Annotated in this window: 20 protein-coding genes; 8 read left to right on the top strand and 12 right to left on the bottom strand. The window is 61.0% G+C overall.

Going from position 1 to position 16079, the window contains the following annotated elements; genetic code table 11:
• Nucleotides 1–266: 266 nt before the first annotated feature.
• Together ACQY8Q_RS18835 and ACQY8Q_RS18830 are read left to right on the top strand one after the other, a co-directional pair.
• The gene (locus ACQY8Q_RS18835) at nt 267–716 is read left to right on the top strand and encodes a DUF5330 domain-containing protein (protein ID WP_428427966.1); all 450 of its coding nucleotides are present in this window, start codon (nt 267–269) and stop codon (nt 714–716) included.
• A gap of 160 nt (nt 717–876) precedes the next feature.
• Entirely contained in the window at nt 877–1299 is a 423-nt protein-coding gene (locus tag ACQY8Q_RS18830) for a SufE family protein (protein ID WP_426123621.1), read from the top strand.
• Nucleotide 1300: 1 nt separating this feature from the next.
• Here the strand turns inward: ACQY8Q_RS18830 and ACQY8Q_RS18825 are convergent, their stop codons facing one another.
• The 10 genes from ACQY8Q_RS18825 to ACQY8Q_RS18780 all read right to left on the bottom strand — a co-directional run bounded on the left by ACQY8Q_RS18825 (nt 1301) and on the right by ACQY8Q_RS18780 (nt 9794).
• Complete coding sequence (locus ACQY8Q_RS18825) at nt 1301–2134, bottom strand: DUF6456 domain-containing protein (protein ID WP_428427965.1); 834 nt, start codon at nt 2132–2134, stop codon at nt 1301–1303.
• Nucleotides 2127–2522 (bottom strand): helix-turn-helix domain-containing protein, encoded by a 396-nt coding sequence (locus ACQY8Q_RS18820; protein WP_428427964.1) that lies wholly within the window; start codon nt 2520–2522, stop codon nt 2127–2129. Before ACQY8Q_RS18820 ends, ACQY8Q_RS18825 begins: the two co-directional genes overlap by 8 nt.
• A gap of 302 nt (nt 2523–2824) precedes the next feature.
• Nucleotides 2825–3256, bottom strand: a complete 432-nt coding sequence (locus tag ACQY8Q_RS18815) for a MucR family transcriptional regulator (protein ID WP_113242894.1) — start codon at nt 3254–3256, stop codon at nt 2825–2827.
• Between the two features lie 610 nt (nt 3257–3866).
• Complete coding sequence (gene mnhG / locus ACQY8Q_RS18810) at nt 3867–4229, bottom strand: monovalent cation/H(+) antiporter subunit G (protein WP_113242895.1); 363 nt, start codon at nt 4227–4229, stop codon at nt 3867–3869.
• Nucleotides 4229–4606, bottom strand: coding sequence for a cation:proton antiporter (locus ACQY8Q_RS18805; protein ID WP_428427963.1), 378 nt, complete (start codon nt 4604–4606; stop codon nt 4229–4231). The genes mnhG and ACQY8Q_RS18805 overlap by 1 nt, the downstream gene beginning before the upstream one ends.
• A complete protein-coding gene (locus ACQY8Q_RS18800; protein WP_113242897.1) occupies nt 4603–5079 on the bottom strand; it encodes a Na+/H+ antiporter subunit E in 477 nt (158 codons plus the stop codon). The genes ACQY8Q_RS18805 and ACQY8Q_RS18800 overlap by 4 nt, the downstream gene beginning before the upstream one ends.
• Nucleotides 5076–6635: a Na+/H+ antiporter subunit D gene (locus ACQY8Q_RS18795; RefSeq protein ID WP_428427962.1), complete on the bottom strand. Its 1560-nt coding sequence runs from the start codon at nt 6633–6635 to the stop codon at nt 5076–5078. Before ACQY8Q_RS18795 ends, ACQY8Q_RS18800 begins: the two co-directional genes overlap by 4 nt.
• 5 nt (nt 6636–6640) lie before the next feature.
• Nucleotides 6641–7018, bottom strand: a complete 378-nt coding sequence (locus tag ACQY8Q_RS18790) for a Na+/H+ antiporter subunit C (protein WP_428427961.1) — start codon at nt 7016–7018, stop codon at nt 6641–6643.
• Entirely contained in the window at nt 7018–7437 is a 420-nt protein-coding gene (locus ACQY8Q_RS18785) for a Na(+)/H(+) antiporter subunit B (RefSeq protein ID WP_113242900.1), read from the bottom strand. Before ACQY8Q_RS18785 ends, ACQY8Q_RS18790 begins: the two co-directional genes overlap by 1 nt.
• Nucleotides 7434–9794, bottom strand: coding sequence for a putative monovalent cation/H+ antiporter subunit A (locus ACQY8Q_RS18780; RefSeq protein ID WP_428427960.1), 2361 nt, complete (start codon nt 9792–9794; stop codon nt 7434–7436). Before ACQY8Q_RS18780 ends, ACQY8Q_RS18785 begins: the two co-directional genes overlap by 4 nt.
• A 260-nt stretch (nt 9795–10054) precedes the next feature.
• On the opposite strand from ACQY8Q_RS18780, the gene msrB reads away from it, so the two are divergent.
• The 4 genes from msrB to ACQY8Q_RS18760 all read left to right on the top strand — a co-directional run bounded on the left by msrB (nt 10055) and on the right by ACQY8Q_RS18760 (nt 12712).
• A complete protein-coding gene (msrB, locus tag ACQY8Q_RS18775; RefSeq protein WP_428427959.1) occupies nt 10055–10462 on the top strand; it encodes a peptide-methionine (R)-S-oxide reductase MsrB in 408 nt (135 codons plus the stop codon).
• 143 nt (nt 10463–10605) lie between these two features.
• Nucleotides 10606–11124: a hypothetical protein gene (locus ACQY8Q_RS18770; RefSeq protein WP_428427958.1), complete on the top strand. Its 519-nt coding sequence runs from the start codon at nt 10606–10608 to the stop codon at nt 11122–11124.
• A gap of 31 nt (nt 11125–11155) precedes the next feature.
• Nucleotides 11156–11701 carry an AAA family ATPase gene (locus tag ACQY8Q_RS18765; protein WP_428427957.1) on the top strand — a complete coding sequence of 182 codons (546 nt, stop codon included), beginning with the start codon at nt 11156–11158 and terminating at the stop codon, nt 11699–11701.
• 141 nt (nt 11702–11842) lie between these two features.
• The gene (locus ACQY8Q_RS18760) at nt 11843–12712 is read left to right on the top strand and encodes a DUF4118 domain-containing protein (RefSeq protein WP_428427956.1); all 870 of its coding nucleotides are present in this window, start codon (nt 11843–11845) and stop codon (nt 12710–12712) included.
• A gap of 27 nt (nt 12713–12739) precedes the next feature.
• On the opposite strand, the gene trhA is transcribed toward ACQY8Q_RS18760, so the two are convergent.
• Nucleotides 12740–13399, bottom strand: a complete 660-nt coding sequence (trhA, locus tag ACQY8Q_RS18755) for a PAQR family membrane homeostasis protein TrhA (RefSeq protein ID WP_428427955.1) — start codon at nt 13397–13399, stop codon at nt 12740–12742.
• Between the two features lie 196 nt (nt 13400–13595).
• Nucleotides 13596–14489, bottom strand: a complete 894-nt coding sequence (locus ACQY8Q_RS18750) for a LysR family transcriptional regulator (protein ID WP_428427954.1) — start codon at nt 14487–14489, stop codon at nt 13596–13598.
• A 121-nt stretch (nt 14490–14610) separates the two neighbouring features.
• On the opposite strand from ACQY8Q_RS18750, the gene ACQY8Q_RS18745 reads away from it, so the two are divergent.
• Both ACQY8Q_RS18745 and ACQY8Q_RS18740 read left to right on the top strand, forming a co-directional pair.
• Nucleotides 14611–15006, top strand: coding sequence for a (R)-mandelonitrile lyase (locus ACQY8Q_RS18745; RefSeq protein WP_428427953.1), 396 nt, complete (start codon nt 14611–14613; stop codon nt 15004–15006).
• A 15-nt stretch (nt 15007–15021) separates the two neighbouring features.
• Nucleotides 15022–16011: an aldo/keto reductase gene (locus ACQY8Q_RS18740; RefSeq protein ID WP_428427952.1), complete on the top strand. Its 990-nt coding sequence runs from the start codon at nt 15022–15024 to the stop codon at nt 16009–16011.
• The last annotated feature ends 68 nt before the right edge of the window (nt 16012–16079 follow it).

Raw genomic sequence — 16079 nt, 5'->3', positions numbered from 1 at the left:
ACACCACCCGAGCATAAATCCCGCGTTTGCTGCCCTGCCCGGTTCCGCTCTGCCTTGAACCTTAATGGCAACTGTTAAAATGCGATGCAAATGCCATTCAAAAGCCGATAATTCGAATTTTATGAAAAGACAGTGCAAATACCACCGGTTTTGGCAAAGGCATGTTCCGAATCCCGGCCTAAGGTGTGATGACAAGGCGCCAAGGGAGCGAACCCGGCAGAGACCGGACGCAGGTTTGAGTGCCTTACCAAAGGATGGGCAAGACAATGTGGTTTCTGATCAAAGGAACATTCTGGTTTTCGCTGGTGCTGGTGCTGCTGCCGTTTCTCGATCCGGCCAGCACCTCGACGCTGGAGCGTGGCCCCAAGGTCGATGTCGGCGATACGGTCTCGGCCGCAACCGAAGCCTTCGGCTATATCAGCGCCATCTGCGTCGAAAAGCCGGATGTCTGCGTCAAGGGCACAGAGACGTTCGTGGCGCTCGGCCACCGGGCCCGCGAAGGCGCCAAGATCGCCTATCAGTTTCTCGACCAGCAATTTGCCGAACCCAGCGATGCCGTGACCACAGGCACAGTGGCTGCATCCGAGCAGCCCGCTGTTGACGTCACCGCCGATGTCGCCACAGCCGAACAGGCCGCCGCACAGCCGGAACCGATCTTCAACCGAATTCCCGTCCCGGAAAAGCGCATCGAGCCGAACGCATCAGTTCTGCGATAACGCCCGTCCGGCTTGCTACCATGATTTTCAAGACTGTCTGAACTGCCGATTTTACGGCCGCCGTGAGGAACGCCCATCCCTCACGGCTTTTCTTTTTGCAGTTCTCATTTCGCGGCCCATCGCCTATATGAACGGCATGGACCAGACGAACACATCGCCGATCACACCGCTTGCCGAGATCATCGACAATTGCGCCTATCTGGACGATTGGCAGGACCGGATGAGCTATGTCATCGAGCTCGGCCGCAAGCTGCCGGAAATGCCGGAAGACAAGCGCACATCGGAAAACAAGGTGCAGGGCTGCGCCAGCCAGGTCTGGCTGGTGACCCATGCCAGTCCTGCGGCAAGCGATCCGATCCTGACCTTCGAGGGCGAATCGGATGCGCATATCGTGCGCGGCTTGGTCGCCATCGTGCTGTCGATCTTTTCCGGGCAGCATGCCTCCGATATCATCAAGACCGATGCCATCGACCTGTTCGGCCGCATGGGGCTGATCGAATACCTGACGGCGCAGCGCGCCAACGGCCTGCGTTCGATGATCAAGCGCATCAAGGACGAGGCTGCCCGCCAGCTGATCGCCTAGCCTACCAGTCGCCTGCATCGGGCCGGTAGCCCTCAGCACCCCAGGCATGGCTCCTTGGAGCCGCCCGTGGCGGGGCATAATGGCGTGCAAGCGCCATCAAGGCCGTGCGCAGCATCAGCTTGGCCGAACGCGCCGGCCATTGCCGCTCCCGCTCGACGATTTCCAGCCCCTTCTGGAAGCAGCAGACGTCGAGCGCCACGCCGCAGAGTTCCGGCCCAATCGCCTCCATCGCCTTTCCGACGCGAAACCGTGCAGACATGGCAGAATCGCTGAGATCAGCTGCACCGCCAGCACCTCCCCTGGTCTTCGTCGATAAGCGTGGCTCGTAGGACATGGTCAGCCGTGGTTGCAGATGCGCCCGGGTGAAATCGGCATGCAGCCTCTCGCCTGCTGCGATCGCGTCCGGCGGCAGGAAAGGCTGACCGGATTTTTCCTTCAGGCGTGCCGCCGCACCGAGCGGCGATTCCATTTGATTGACCCGGACGGCCTGACGGACGCCGTCCATTGCAACGGTCCCACTCTCCATTTCGCGGTGCTGCTCCTGAAACCCCTCTTCCGGCGTGACAAGGGCACGGCGCAGGAAAGGCAGCGCTTCTGCCGTTGCCCGCATGGAATGGCCATCAAGGATGACCAGCCCGAGGGAAAGGGCATGAGCGACCGTGGCTCCAGCAACCGGGCGCGACAACTTGCCACCATGCGAACCATCGCCGTCAAGAATGAGCGTCACGCCCCTCTCACCCGGCTTCAGCCGGACAGGAGCGTGGGTGACGACAGAGCGGACGAAGCGAACAATATCCTTTTGCGCGGTGCGGGCGCCGGTTGTCGCCTCATGCATGGTCCCGCCCTCCCGGCGCACCGAAGAAGCAGGTGACGACGCGCTCCAGCGCCGCGATGAAATCATCGAAAGCCTGATCGTCGCGCCGATCCTCGACGACATTGCAGGCATGGCTGACGGTGGTGCGGTCACGCCCGAAGGAATAGCCGATATCGGTCAGCGAAATCTGCAACACGACATGGCAGACATACATGGAAATCTGCCGGACATGGCAGCTGGTGCGGCGGCGGTCGCGCCTGAGCGGCACACGTTCTCCCACCAGCATGACCATCTCCGCCGTTACCTGGCGCACAAGACGGCATCGGAGATGGGCGGCAACGGACAGCACCGGCCCCCAGGGATCGGCCAGCGTTCCGGAGCCGGACGGCAGGATGGACTGCTGGACCACGCGCGCTCTCGGCACAGGTGAGAAATGTTCTGGAGACGGAGGCCGATGAAGAAAATTGCTAAGGTGCATGGTTGACTCCCTTGATAGGAATTAATTCATACACCCTAGTACGACGGCGGGGATGAATGAAAGCACGCGACCACAACCAGCCGTTGTTTTTCCATCATTTTCGGGAATTTTGCAGAAAATAATAGGTATATTTTCCTCGTTGCCGATTTCTTGTATTGCCAATGCATACAAAAAAAAGCCGGCCTGTGGGAGTCAGGCCGGCTTGGAAGTCTGATTGCAAATATCCGCTTGGCTTACTTGACGCGGCGCTTGCGGCGCTGGCCGAGGCCCATTTCCTTGGCGAGGCGCGAACGCGCTTCGGCATAGGCCGGTGCGACCATCGGATAGTCCGACGGCAGATCCCACTTCTCGCGGTACTCTTCCGGCGACAGCGTGTGATGGGTCATCAGGTGGCGCTTCAGCGACTTGAACGTGCCGCCGCACTCCAAACAGGTGATCTGGTCGTCCTGAACCGACTTGCGCACCGAAACGGCAGGCTTCGGCTTTTCGATCACAACCGCGACCGGTGCCGGGCTGCTCGTGTTGTTCAGCGCAGCATGCACATCACCGATCAGCGTCGACAGCTCGGCGACCGGCACGACATGATTGCTGACATAGGCAGCGACGATCTCGGCGGTCAATTCAACCAGCAGATCATGGCCCGAGCCAAGCGGTAAATCCGTCATTTTTTCTTTCTCCTATCGGAATCACTTCAAACGTGGCCGCGACGGGTTTATCGCGGACACAACGAACTCATCTTGAGAAAGTGCCCGACTATCACATTCCCCGCCGGGCCAGATGCGCTTTGCTCCTGACAGCGACAGAAAACCACGACAACCGCATAATACTCCTAATTCCCAGGGATTGGAATCCGTTACCAAAGCGCCGGGACAACCCTGCGCCTCAAAGCAACGATCAATAGTCACAACCCATGCTGGAATTTCAGAATGAAGTAATACGGAAATGGACACTTTGCCTTTACTCGATTAACATCGATCGGGCAAAAGTCCAATCATAATTTATGCGAGATTTAGCCTATTGATCTTTAAAGGCGGCGCATATCAGCGTGCAACCGGAAACATTACGATACATTTTGCCGCAGAGGCTGCGCCCTTCGCCAACTAATCGATATTTTACTTGGCATTAACCATACTGTTTCCAGCAATACCAAGAGCCAGCGTCCGGACATTCTAGTGAAACCAAAGTGGCCGGCGCAATTAAGCCGGTGGCGCCTGATTGGGAATCGCGCGATCGCATGCATCGCGGCAGAATGCGTTCGATTAAAGGCACAGTGCCTCAGAGGCCATGGGATTTCTGTGGAGACTGCGGCAGCTGGTCGGTCACCGACAGATTGGTCAGCCTGTACCCGGCCTGATGGGCAGCCTTGGCCAGCAGGTGGGCCGAGAGCGGTGCAGTCAGCACGAAAAAGGCAAAACCGGCAAGGGCGCGCAGAAGGATGGCGATGTCCATCGCGTGGATACCGGCGGCAAGCAGCAGCAGGCCGGAGCCGATCGTACCAGCCTTGGAGGCCGCGTGCATGCGTGTATAGAGATCGGGAAAGCGCAGCACCCCAAGGGCCGCCAGCAGGCTGAACAGCGAGCCGATGACCAGCAGCGCGCTGACCGCGAGCGCGGTCACCATATTGGGATCACTTGCCATTACCGGGCTCCCTTCTTATTGCGGCGCTCCGGCTTGCCACGCCTGGCCTTTTGCCCTGCTGTCATCGGGCGCCCGTCTGCCCCCTTGTCCTTTTCCGGCGACAGTCCGCGCGCCAGAATGAAGCGGGCAAAGGCGACGGTTGCCAGGAAGCCGACGAGGCTGAGCGCAATGGCGATGTCGATATAGAGATTGAAGCCGCTCTTGATGGCAAGGACGGCGATCAGGCCGATGGCAATTGCCACCAGCATGTCGAGGCCGAGCACCCGGTCGGGCAGTGTCGGCCCGCGCAGGATCCGAACCACCGTCAGCAGCAGGCCGAGCGACAGCGCAGCCAGCGCGAAATAGACAGACGAGGACAGGATGACAGAGGCGCTCATAGCGGAAAGGCCTCCCGGATGCGGCGCTCGAAGCCGTTGGAAATTGCCCGTTTCTCGGCCGCAGGATCGTGGCAATCGAGCGCGTGGACATACAGCGTCTTGCGGTCGTCGGACACGTCGACCGACAGCGTGCCCGGCGTCAGCGTAATCAGGTTGGCCAAGAGGGTGATTTCGAAATCCCTGGTCAGCGACAGCGGGAAGGCAAAGATGCCCGGCCGCAACCGCATGTTGGGCCGCACCACCAGGATCGCCACCTTGATGGCCGACAGTGACAGTTCCTTGAAGAACAGCGCGACAAGCAACAGCAGCTTGACGGGGCGGACACGGTGGCGTGCCACGGCAAACTGTTCACGCACCAGCCAGATCGACAACGCGCCAACCGCGAAGCCAAGCAGCAGGTTGTGCATGGTGAAACTGCCGGACACGGCCGCCCAGGTCAGCATCAGCAGCAGATTGACGGCAAGGAATGTCATGGCGCACCTCCCGCCGGGAAAACGGAGTTGAGATAGGCGGATGGCTCGTTGAGCGTCGCTGCGGCCTGTTGAGCGAGGTTCAGCAGGGTTTCGGGAAACAGCCCGATGAGAACGCTTGATACCGTCAGGACGAGGATTGGCAAAAGGGCGGTGATCGCCAGCGGCTGCGGCACTGCCGCCGTCTGGGCAGGCGCCGGGCGCCAATAGGCCAGCAGGAACACCCGGCCGGTGGCAATCATGGTGAGGAAACCGGACAACAGCAGGATAGCCGCCAACCAGGAAACGCCACCATCGATGGCGGCCTTGACCAGCACGACCTTCGGCCAGAAGCCGGAAAACGGCGGCAGGCCGGACACCGCGAAGAACAGCATCAGCGACAACGCCGTGAACAGCAGGTGGTGGCGATAGAGCCCGCCACTCACAGTGAGCGAAAATCCGCCACTCAACCGGGCGGCAAGACCGGCCGCCAGATAGAGCGCCGTCATCACCAGCATCGAATGCACCGCATAGAAGATCACCCCGCCGATCGCCTCCGGGCTACCGATGGCGATACCGGCGAGCATGGCGCCGATGCCGGAAATGACGAGATAACCGAGCAGGCGGCGGGTATCGCTCTGCGCCAGCGCGCCGAGTGATCCGGTCAGCATCGTCAGCGCCGCGACGATGGCCAGGACTAGGCTCAGTTGTTCGCGTTCGGCCGGAAACAGCATGACGCCGATGCGGATCAAGGCATAGATGCCGACCTTGGTCAGCAGGCCGGCGAACAGCGCCGACACGACGATACGCGGCGTGTGATAGGAGGCAGGCAACCAGAAATTCACCGGGAAAGCCGCCGCCTTCATTGCGAAGGCGAGCGTGTAGAGCGCCGTCAGCGTCACCAGCGGCGCCGTCATCTGCAGGCTGGGTGCCTTGCGGGCGATATCGGCCATGTTGAGCGTGCCGAAGATGCCGTAGAGATAGCCGGTTGTGATCAGGAACAGCGTGGTGGCGACCAGATTGAGAAAGCCGTATTTCACCGCGCCGTCGATCTGCTCACGTTCGGAGCCCAGCACCAGAAGGCCGAAGGACGAGATCAGCAGCACCTCGAACCAGACGTAGAGATTGAAGACGTCGCCGGTCAGAAACGCGCCGCTGACGCCGGCCATGAGCAGCATCAGGAAGGGATAGAAGCCATAGCGTCTGCCGCTGGCATTGATGTCATCGATGGCAGCGACCGCGCCAATCAGCGCCGCCACCGCTGATGTCAGCGCAAACAGGGCGCCGGTGAGATCGACCGTGAACGCGATGCCGAACGGCGGCAGCCAACGGCCCATGACCATCGTCACCGGTCCATTTTGGGCGACATGCCAGAGAAGCACCGCATCGAGCCCGACGAGAACTGCAAGCGCTGCCACGGCGACCAGCGGCTGGGCGACACTTTTGTGGCGGATCATCAGCAGGATGGCGCCGACGGCAAGGCACCAGGCGACCGGCAGGATCACCAGCCAGTCGAGCGCCGCCACCGGTTGAAGAACCAGGGCTGCGGAGAGATCGGCGGTAGAGGAGGAAACGGCCATGTCTGTCAGTATCCAAGCGGCGGCGGCTGGACGTCGTCCGGCTCGGCCACGCACATAGCATCGGTGTTGTCCGTTCCCAGAACGCTATAGGCGCGCCAGGACAGCACCAGAAGGAAGGCGAAGAACGAAAATGAAATGACGATTGCCGTCAGGATCAGCGCCTGCGGCAAGGGATTGGCGGTCGCACCGGCTGGCACGTCGAGCCCTGCCCCTATCACCGGCGGCACCTCGCGCATGATACGGCCGCTGGTGAAGATCAGCAGGTTGACCGCATTGCCGAGGATGGCGACACCGAGCAGCATGCGGATGATGTATTTCGACAACAGCAGATAGACGGCGACGGCGAGGAAAATGCCAGTCAGAACGGCAAGAACGGGCTCCATCAATCTTCCCCCCTTTCCTCAAGTGACAGGGCGATTGAGGTGACCGCGCCGACCACGACCAGATAGACGCCGATATCGAAGGTCATGACGCTCGACAGCGGGATCTCTTCGCCGAGTATCACCGGATAAACCCAGAGCCCGGTCATGAAGGGTACGTGGAAGAGCATCGACAGCAGGCCGGACAGCGTTGCCAGCAACAGCCCGGCACCGGCGATCGACAGCGGGTGAAAGACGATGGCGCGGCGCACCGTCTCGACGCCGAAGGCAATGCCGTAGATCGACAGCGCGGCAACGGCGATCAGGCCGCCGATAAAACCGCCGCCCGGCTCGTTATGGCCGCGCAACAGCACGAAGATCGAAAACAGCACCATCACGCTGACGATGACCGGGGCGATGGTGCGGAAGATCAGCGACTTCATCGGCCGGTCTCCTCTGCATCCGGATCATTGTCGGCGATGCGGCGCATCGAGCCTGCCCGCAGCCGCACCAGCGACAGAACCGCCAGCCCGGCAATCATCACCACGGCAATCTCGCCCAGCGTATCCGTGCCGCGGAAATCGACGATGATGACGTTGACGATATTGGCGCCATGGGCGACGGTTTTCGAATATTGCGCGAAGAAATCCGACAGTGCCGTATCGAACGGCACTTGCGTCACCTTCAGCAGCAGCAGCCCGGCGCCGAGCCCGCAGGCAATGGCGATCGCCGCATCCGGCAAGGTTTCGCGGAACGGCCGGTGATCCGACGGCGACAGCTTGAGCCGCGTCATCACCAGTGCAAGGATGACGACAGCCAGCGTTTCGATCATGAACTGGGTGAAGGCCAGATCCGGCGCTCCGTAGAGCAGGAAGATGACCGCGACGGAAAAGCCCTGAATGCCGAGCGACACGATCGCTGTCAGCCGGTCCTTGGCAACAACCACGGCAAACAGGCCGATCACCGCAATGAACATGATGGCCAGTTCGTGCAACGGAATGGACGGAAACACCGGCGCCAGCGCCAGTTCACCGAACAGGAACGGCGGCACCAGAAGAACGACCGCAATCGCCACGAAAGTCATGGTCATGTAGCTGCCCAGCCTGCCATTCTGCAGCCGGCGGGTCACCGCAAAGGACAGGCGCACCAGGCCACGGATGGCCTGATCGAAGCCCCGGTCCGGACCCCAGCCGATCCAGGCGAGAACCGACGCGACACCTGCCCGCACCTGCGCAAGGCCAATGTAGAGGGCAATACCGATGATGATAGTGAGGCCGGACAGCGCCAGCGGCACGCCGATATGGGGAGTAAGCGAAATGGCGACGGAGCGCGGTTCGCCCGCAATGGCAGAGGCCATCGGCGTCGAGAACAGCGCGTGGACGGTGCCCGACAACACGGCGGCGGCGAGCCCGGCCAGCGCCAGAACGGCAGGCCCGAGCCAGAGCAGCACGGGTGCTTCATGGGCATGTTTCGGCGTGGCGACGGGTTTGCCAGCGAACGGCTTCAGCGCCACGGCAAAGGCGATGGCAAACATCAGCGCATTGCCGGTTACAGTCAGAATGGCAAAAACGATCGAACGCGGATCAAAGGACGACAGCGCGGCATAAACCTCTTCCTTGGCCAGAAAGCCGAAGAAGGGCGGCAGGCCGCCCATCGAGATGGCGGCGGCAAGCGCGATCGCGAATGTCAGCGGCATTGCCGAACGCAGTCCGCCGAGCCGCGTCACGTCACGCGTGCCGGTCTCATGGTCGATGATACCCGCGACCATGAACAGCGCGCCCTTGAACAGCGAATGCGCAACGAGATACAGCACCGCCGCTTCGATGGCATAGGGCGTACCGAAGCCCGTGAGCATGACCAGAAGGCCGAGCGACGACATTGTCGTATAGGCGAGCATCAGCTTCAGATCGGTCTGGCGCACGGCGAGAAGCGCGCCGATGACGAGTGTAGCGGCACCGAATGCCGGCAGGATGAGCTGCCATTCCGGCGTGCCGCCCAGCACCGGATTGAGCCGCATCAACAGATAGACGCCAGCCTTCACCATAGTTGCCGAGTGCAGGTAGGCCGAGACCGGGGTCGGCGCTTCCATGGCGTTCGGCAGCCAGAAATGGAACGGAAACTGGGCCGATTTGGTAAAGGCGCCGCCGAGCACCAGAACAAGCGCTGCGAGATAGAGCGGGCTCGCCTTGATAACGGGGCCAAGCGCCATCAGCGCAGAGAACTGGGTGACGCCGGAAATGTTCCACAAAACGATCAGGCCGGCGAGCAGGAACAGTCCGCCGCCGCCGGTGACCACCAGTGCCTGAAACGCGGCGCGGCGCGCGGCCTCGCGGTGATGGTCAAAGCCGATCAAGAGGAACGAGGTGATCGACGTCAGTTCCCAGAAGATGAACAGCATCAGGAAGCTGTCGGAGGCAACCAGCCCCAGCATCGATCCCATGAACATCAACAGGAACGAAAAGAACCGGCCCTGATGCACATGGCCCTTCAGATACCCACCGGCATAGAGCACGATCAGCGCGCCGATGCCGGAGATCAGCAGGATGAAGCTCAGCGACAGGCCGTCAATCAGCCAGGAAAACCGGACATTGAAGGATGGCACCCAGGTGTAGCCACCGGTGATCGCCGTGCCTTGGGCGATTTCGGCGGTAAAACCGGCAAAATGCACAAAGATCGCCGCCGGTATCAGGGCGAGCACCCAGGCGGCATTGTGGCCAAGCATTTTCGTCAGCAAGGGTGCGACGAGCGCGCCCAGGAAAGGCAGGCAGAGGGCCAGAAATGTCAGGTCGGTGACATTCACGGGTCAGCAGGTCCTTTCGTGAACGGGGTGGCGAAAAGCAGGAGTGGCGGCAAACGAACGCCGCAGTGTCTACCTGTGGGAATAAGGCAAGCGCGGGGTAAACTCAAGGTTACGGCGGGATATACAGGCCCCCTTTCCCGGTTGCGGCCTGCAAAACGTCCACAGTATCCCGATATCAATTTTGCCGTCAGGCCCGTGACAGCAATTGCCGCAGCCGCAGTTCGTCCTATCTGCTGTGCCATAACGTCACGGAGAGGCCGATGAACGCGAAGAGCACCTTGAAAGTCGATAGAACCGATGCGGAATGGCGGGAACTGCTGACCCCGGACCAATACCGGATCACCCGTCAACACGGCACCGAGCGGGCCTTCTCAAGCCCGGATTTCGAACTCGGCAAGACAGGCGTCTATCACTGCGTCTGTTGCAACCGGCCGCTTTATCGCTCGCAGACGAAATTCGATTCCGGGACCGGATGGCCGAGTTTTTTCGAGCCGATGTCCATGGATGCGGTGACGGAGCATCACGACGTCTCCTATGGCCTCAGCCGGACGGAAATTCGCTGCGCCGATTGTGATGCCCATCTCGGCCACGTCTTTCCCGACGGCCCGCCGCCGACCGGCTTGCGCTATTGCATGAACGGTGTTGCATTGACGTTCGAGCCGGGATGAGTTGTCCTCAGCAGCGATCGCCCTTTAGAACGGCAGAGGTTTGGTCTTGCACCGTCCCGTCAGATGCCGCGAATAGATGAAAGGCCTGCTGCGTTCCGTTTCTACGAATTTACAGCGCTTGTGCTGCCGACGGAGAACCAGTCTTGAGATATGCGCTGCTCCTGATCGCAAGCCTTTTCACCGCAATTCCGGTTCTGGCGGCAGACAGTTGGACCCCCTATGCAAACCCGCGCTTCGACTATAGCGCCGAAGTGCCGCCCGGTTTCAAGCTGACCCAGGAAAGCGACAATGGCGACGGCGCAACGTTTGAATCAAGGGACGGTGCCAGGCTGTTGATTTTCGGCGCTTTTGTCGAGGACGGCGCCTTTGCCGCCGATACCCGCCAGCGTATCATCTGGGACAATCAAAAAGGCTGGCAGATCACTTACGAAAAAGTGACGCCGGGATGGGCCAGCTATTCCGGTGCAAAAGATGCTGATATTCTGTATTCCCGTGCTGTTGTTTTATGTGACGGGAGTGCCGCCTATTTCCAGCTGACATATCCGCGCAAAGCGCTGAAGGCCTACAACAGACTTGTTGGCCGCATGGTCAAATCCCTGCGCCCCACGACGGGATGCAGCAATCAGGCGCCGACATCAGCACCCGGCGCTGCGCCGAATTAAAAGCAGTAATATCCACAACAGAGAGAATTTCATGAACCGTTTCGTGGTGATTTCAGGTTGCTCGGGCGGCGGCAAGTCCACCTTGCTGGCAGCGCTTTCCGATCGTGGATATGCGGTTGTCGAGGAGCCGGGCCGGCGCATTGTCGAAGACGAGACGAAGGGCAGCGGGTCTGCCCTGCCCTGGGTCGACATGACCGCCTTTGCCCGCCGCGCCGTGGCGATGGCGCTTCAGGATCGGGATGATGCCAGCCGATACGAGGGCTGGGTGTTCTTCGACAGAGGGCTGGTCGATGCCGCAGCAGCGCTGGAGCATGTTAGCGGTGAACCGGCAGTGGAAAGGTTCTGTCAGGCGCGTCGTTATCACAAACGGGTTTTCCTGGTGCCGCCATGGCCGGAGATTTATGTGACCGATCCGGAGCGGCGGCACGGCCTTGATACCGCTATGGCAGAATACGACCGGCTTCTGGCTGCCTACAGCCCGCTTGGCTACGACATCTGCATTCTCCCGAAAACCGGCATTACTGAGCGGGCGGATTTTGTCTTGCAGATGCTCGCGGGCGACGAACCGGCGCAGTAGCGCCAGATCCTTCAGTCTGGCGGAATTCACCTCACGTTTCACTCACGCCCGAATTGCACTCGGTGTATACTTGTTGCGTCTATCGCAGCTGCGTCCGCCGCTCTGGCGGCAGGACCGCATAACATTGGCGGGAGTTGAACAATGACACGTGTTGAATCCGGGCTGGACGGCGATATCGCGCCGCTGCGGGCGGACGATCCATTTCTCGCCGAGGCACCCTCGCAGGCGCCGGCACTGACGGGGTATGTCGCATCGGTCCTGATGACCGCCGCCGCCACGGTCGTGGCTATCGGTATCGATAGCGGCATGAACATCCCCAACGTCTCACTGGTCTTTGTCATCCCGGTGATCATCGCCGGCGTCACCTTCGGGCTCGGAGCCTCCGTCTGCTCGGCAATCCTGGGCGCGCTCGCCTACAATTTCTTCCTCACCGAACCGCGCTACACGCTGGCGGTCAGCGATCCGGCCAATGTCTGGGCGATCGCGCTGCTGCTTTTCGTCGGGCTGATCGTCAGCAGCGTTGCCTTCACCTCGCGCCGCAGAGCCATCAACGCAGCACTCGTGACAAAACAGGCAGCCCTGTTGCAGGACTATAGCCGCGATATCGGGACAGCCGGAGACACGAAAACCGCTGCGTTCATCACCTCCAAGGCGCTTGCCGCACTGTTCAACGTGCCCGCAGTCGTCATCCTGATGACCGGGAATGACGCCGTTTCGGTCAGTAGCGCCGGTGGTCTTGAGCTTCAGGCCACCGATCTGGATGCGGCGCGATCATCACTGGTAATGGGGTCCGTGGCGCGGGCCGGTGTCTACCCGGCTGTGGCCTCGCGGTTCGATTTCTGGCCGGTGACGACTGCGGCGGGCCAAACCGCCGTCATCGGGCTCGCACTCGCTCCAGAACAGCGGGCGACGTCATCGGAAACATCCATCGATATCGTTGGCAGGATTTTGGCGCTGGCGCTCGATAACCAGCATTTTCGCGCTGGAAGTGGCGCTTCACAGGTCCGTTGACGGCAAACAGAAAGCGACTGTCTTGCCTCAGCTCGACGCGCTGCTGATGCAGGTGAGAACGGCCGAATAATGCACGGCAGCGGCGGTGACGACGAAGCCGTGCCAGATGGCGTTCTGGAAGCGCAGCTTTTCCCAGACGTGAAAGATCACCCCCAGGGAATAGATGACGCCACCGGCCAGGATCAGGATCATCGTCGTTTCGGTCAATTGGGAGAGCAACGGACCGGCGGCAAAAACGCCGCTCCAGCCCATGGCGAGGTAAAGCAGGATCGCCAGCTTGTCGAAGCGGCCGGGAAACACGCATTTGATCAGCACGCCGACAATGGCGATCGACCAGATGCCGATCAGCATGCCGAACAGATAGGGATCGTCCCAGCCACGCTGCAGGAATGGCGTATAGGTGGCGGCAATCAGGATGAAAATCGACGAGTGATCGAAGCGGCGCAGGAACCACTTGGTCTGCGATACGGGATAGAGATTGTAGAGGAAGGAGATCGACAGTGTCGCCACCAGCCCTGCGCCGTAGATCCAGGCAGCAACCAGCTGCCCCGACGTGCTCCAGATGCTGGCGTAGAAGATCATCGCGGTGACGCCGATCAGCGCAAAGGCGAGCCCGACACCGTGGACAACGCCATCGGCGATCAGCTCGGAGCGATCGTAGTTCCACTTGATGCCCTTGATTTCCACGTCAGCCTCTCAAAACTCATTCCGGTCCGGCGCGTTGCGGCGACGGCCCCTGCCCTGCACAAAACTGTGATCGCAGTCTGCCGTCAAGCGGGGCGCCCGGCAAGCCCGGCAGCTGCAACAATCTGACACAGGGTTTCGGGCCGAAACAGGGCGGGAAACATCAACAATTGCGACAGGCAGACATTTTGCCCGGCCATCACGGCCGATAACGAAGCGCGCTCACCAAGAGGGCAAAGGCAGCGGACGGCTGTTTGCGGCTGGGATAATAGAGGTGATAGCCGGAAAACGGCAGGCACCAGTCATCGAGAACACGGATCAACCGGCCGTCGGCAATCTGTGCCTTGACCGCATCTTCCGGCAAATAGGTCAGACCCAACCCTTCGAGCGCCGCATTCACCCGCAGCGCGATATTGTTGAAGACCAGCCGCCCTTCGACCCGCACCCGCAGCTCATGCCCGTCCTTTTCGAACTCCCAGACATAGATGCCGCCATAGGTTGGCAGCCGCATGTTGATGCAGGAATGGCCGGTCAGATCGTGCGGTGTCTCAGGCTTTTGCCGCTGTTCGAAATAGGCGGGAGAGCCGACGACGGCCATGCGCATGTCGGGTGCGATCCGGACCGCGATCATGTCCTTGGCCACCTGCTCGCCCAGCCGGACGCCGGCGTCATACCGCTCGGCAACGATATCCGTCAGGCCATAGTCGACGATGACCTCGGCATTGATGTCGGGATAGTCCGGCAGCAGTTTTGCCAGCGCTGGCCACAACACCGCTTCGGCCACATGTTCGCCTGCGGTGATGCGGATGGTGCCGGCCGGTTTGTCGCGGAATTCGCTGAGCGCCGCCAGTTCGCTTTCGATCTCGTCCATGCGCGGGCCGACCGTATCGAGCAACCGGGCACCGGCCGGCGTCGGCGAGACGCTGCGGGTATTGCGGCTGAGCAGCCGCAGGCCGAGCCGTTTTTCCAGCCCGGTAATTGTGTGGCTGAGCGCCGATTGCGAGACACCGAGCCGCGCAGCCGCCTTGGTAAAGCTCTGTTCGCGCGCGACGGCGATGAAGGCGGCGAGATCGTTGATAGACTGGCGCGGCATTCATGAATTCTCCTCATGAGGCTTAGCGCGTTCTAGCACCTAATCGCGGGTAATCGCACGCGCTAAATACAAGATCATCAATGGCCACACGAACGGCCAGCCTCTCCGGAAAGGATATCTGATGAACACCAAGCGCAATGGTTCTGCCCCATCCGCCAAGGGACCTGCAGACTATTTCACCGGAACAGTTCGCATCGATGCGCCGTTTCAGGGAACGGCACCCGCCCGCGTCGGCGGCGCGACAGTGACGTTCGAGCCGGGCGCCCGCACCGCATGGCACACCCACCCGCTTGGCCAGACGCTGATTGTCGTCTCCGGTTTCGGCCGGGTACAGCGCCTGGGCGGCCCGATCGAGGAGATCCGGCCCGGCGATACCGTCTGGTTCGAGCCGGGCGAAAAACACTGGCATGGCGCATCGCCGGCCACCGCTATGACCCATGTCGCCATCGCTGAAGCGCTGGATGGCAAGGTTGTCGACTGGTTGGAACACGTCACCGACGAACAATATCAGGCTTAATCAGGAGCGATCACAATGCAGAAACGCACACTTGGAAACAGCGGCCTTGAAGTCTCGGCCATCGGTCTCGGCTGCATGGGCTTGAGCTTTGGCTATGGCCCTGCCACCGAAAAGCAGCAGGCAATCACGCTGATCCGCACCGCCTATGAACGCGGCGTCACCTTTTTCGACAGCGCCGAGGCCTATGGCCCCTACAAGAACGAGGAACTGCTAGCCGAGGCGCTGGCCCCGATCCGGGACACGGTGGTCATCGCCACAAAATTCGGCTTCGACTTCAATGCCGAGGGTGGACAGAGCGGCTTGAACAGCCGTCCGCAGCATATCCGCAACGTTGCGGACGCAGCACTGAAGCGGCTCAAAACCGATGTCATCGACCTGTTCTACCAGCATCGCGTCGATCCCGCCGTGCCGATCGAGGACGTCGCCGGAACGGTCAAGGACCTGATTGCCGAAGGCAAGGTCAAGCATTTCGGCCTGTCGGAAGCAGGCGCCCAGACCATCCGCCGCGCCCATGCGGTCCAGCCGGTGGCAGCACTGCAGAGCGAGTATTCGCTGTGGTGGCGGGAGCCCGAGGGCGACATCCTGCCGGTGCTGGAAGAGCTGGGCATCGGCTTCGTGCCCTTCAGCCCGCTCGGCAAAGGGTTCCTCACCGGTGCAATCAACGCGCAGACCACGTTCAACGATAAGGACTTCCGCAACACCGTACCGCGCTTCTCCACCGAAGCGCGTAAGGCCAATCAGGCGCTGGTGGATTTGCTCGGCGAGATCGCCACGGCCAAGCAGGTGACCCCGGCGCAGATCGCGCTCGCCTGGCTTCTGGCGCAAAAACCCTGGATCGTGCCGATCCCCGGCACCACCAAGCTGAACCGTCTCGAGGAAAATATGGGCGCTGCAGCCGTCATCCTGTCGGCAGGCGATCTCGCCGTCATCGAAAATGCGGTGTCGACGGTCACAATTCAGGGCGAGCGCTACTCAGCGCAACATCAGGCGCGGATCAACCGCTAATTCGGAAAGGGTGCCATCGCCACTGCTAACCACGAAGGCAAGCCCGGCTTGCCTTCGTGGTTCGTGAA

The organism is Pararhizobium sp., from assembly GCF_965279435.1.
In the GTDB taxonomy this organism is placed as follows: domain Bacteria; phylum Pseudomonadota; class Alphaproteobacteria; order Rhizobiales; family Rhizobiaceae; genus Pararhizobium.
Note: the sequence above shows the minus strand (reverse complement) of the source record. Positions and strands in the feature narration are given on the sequence as shown.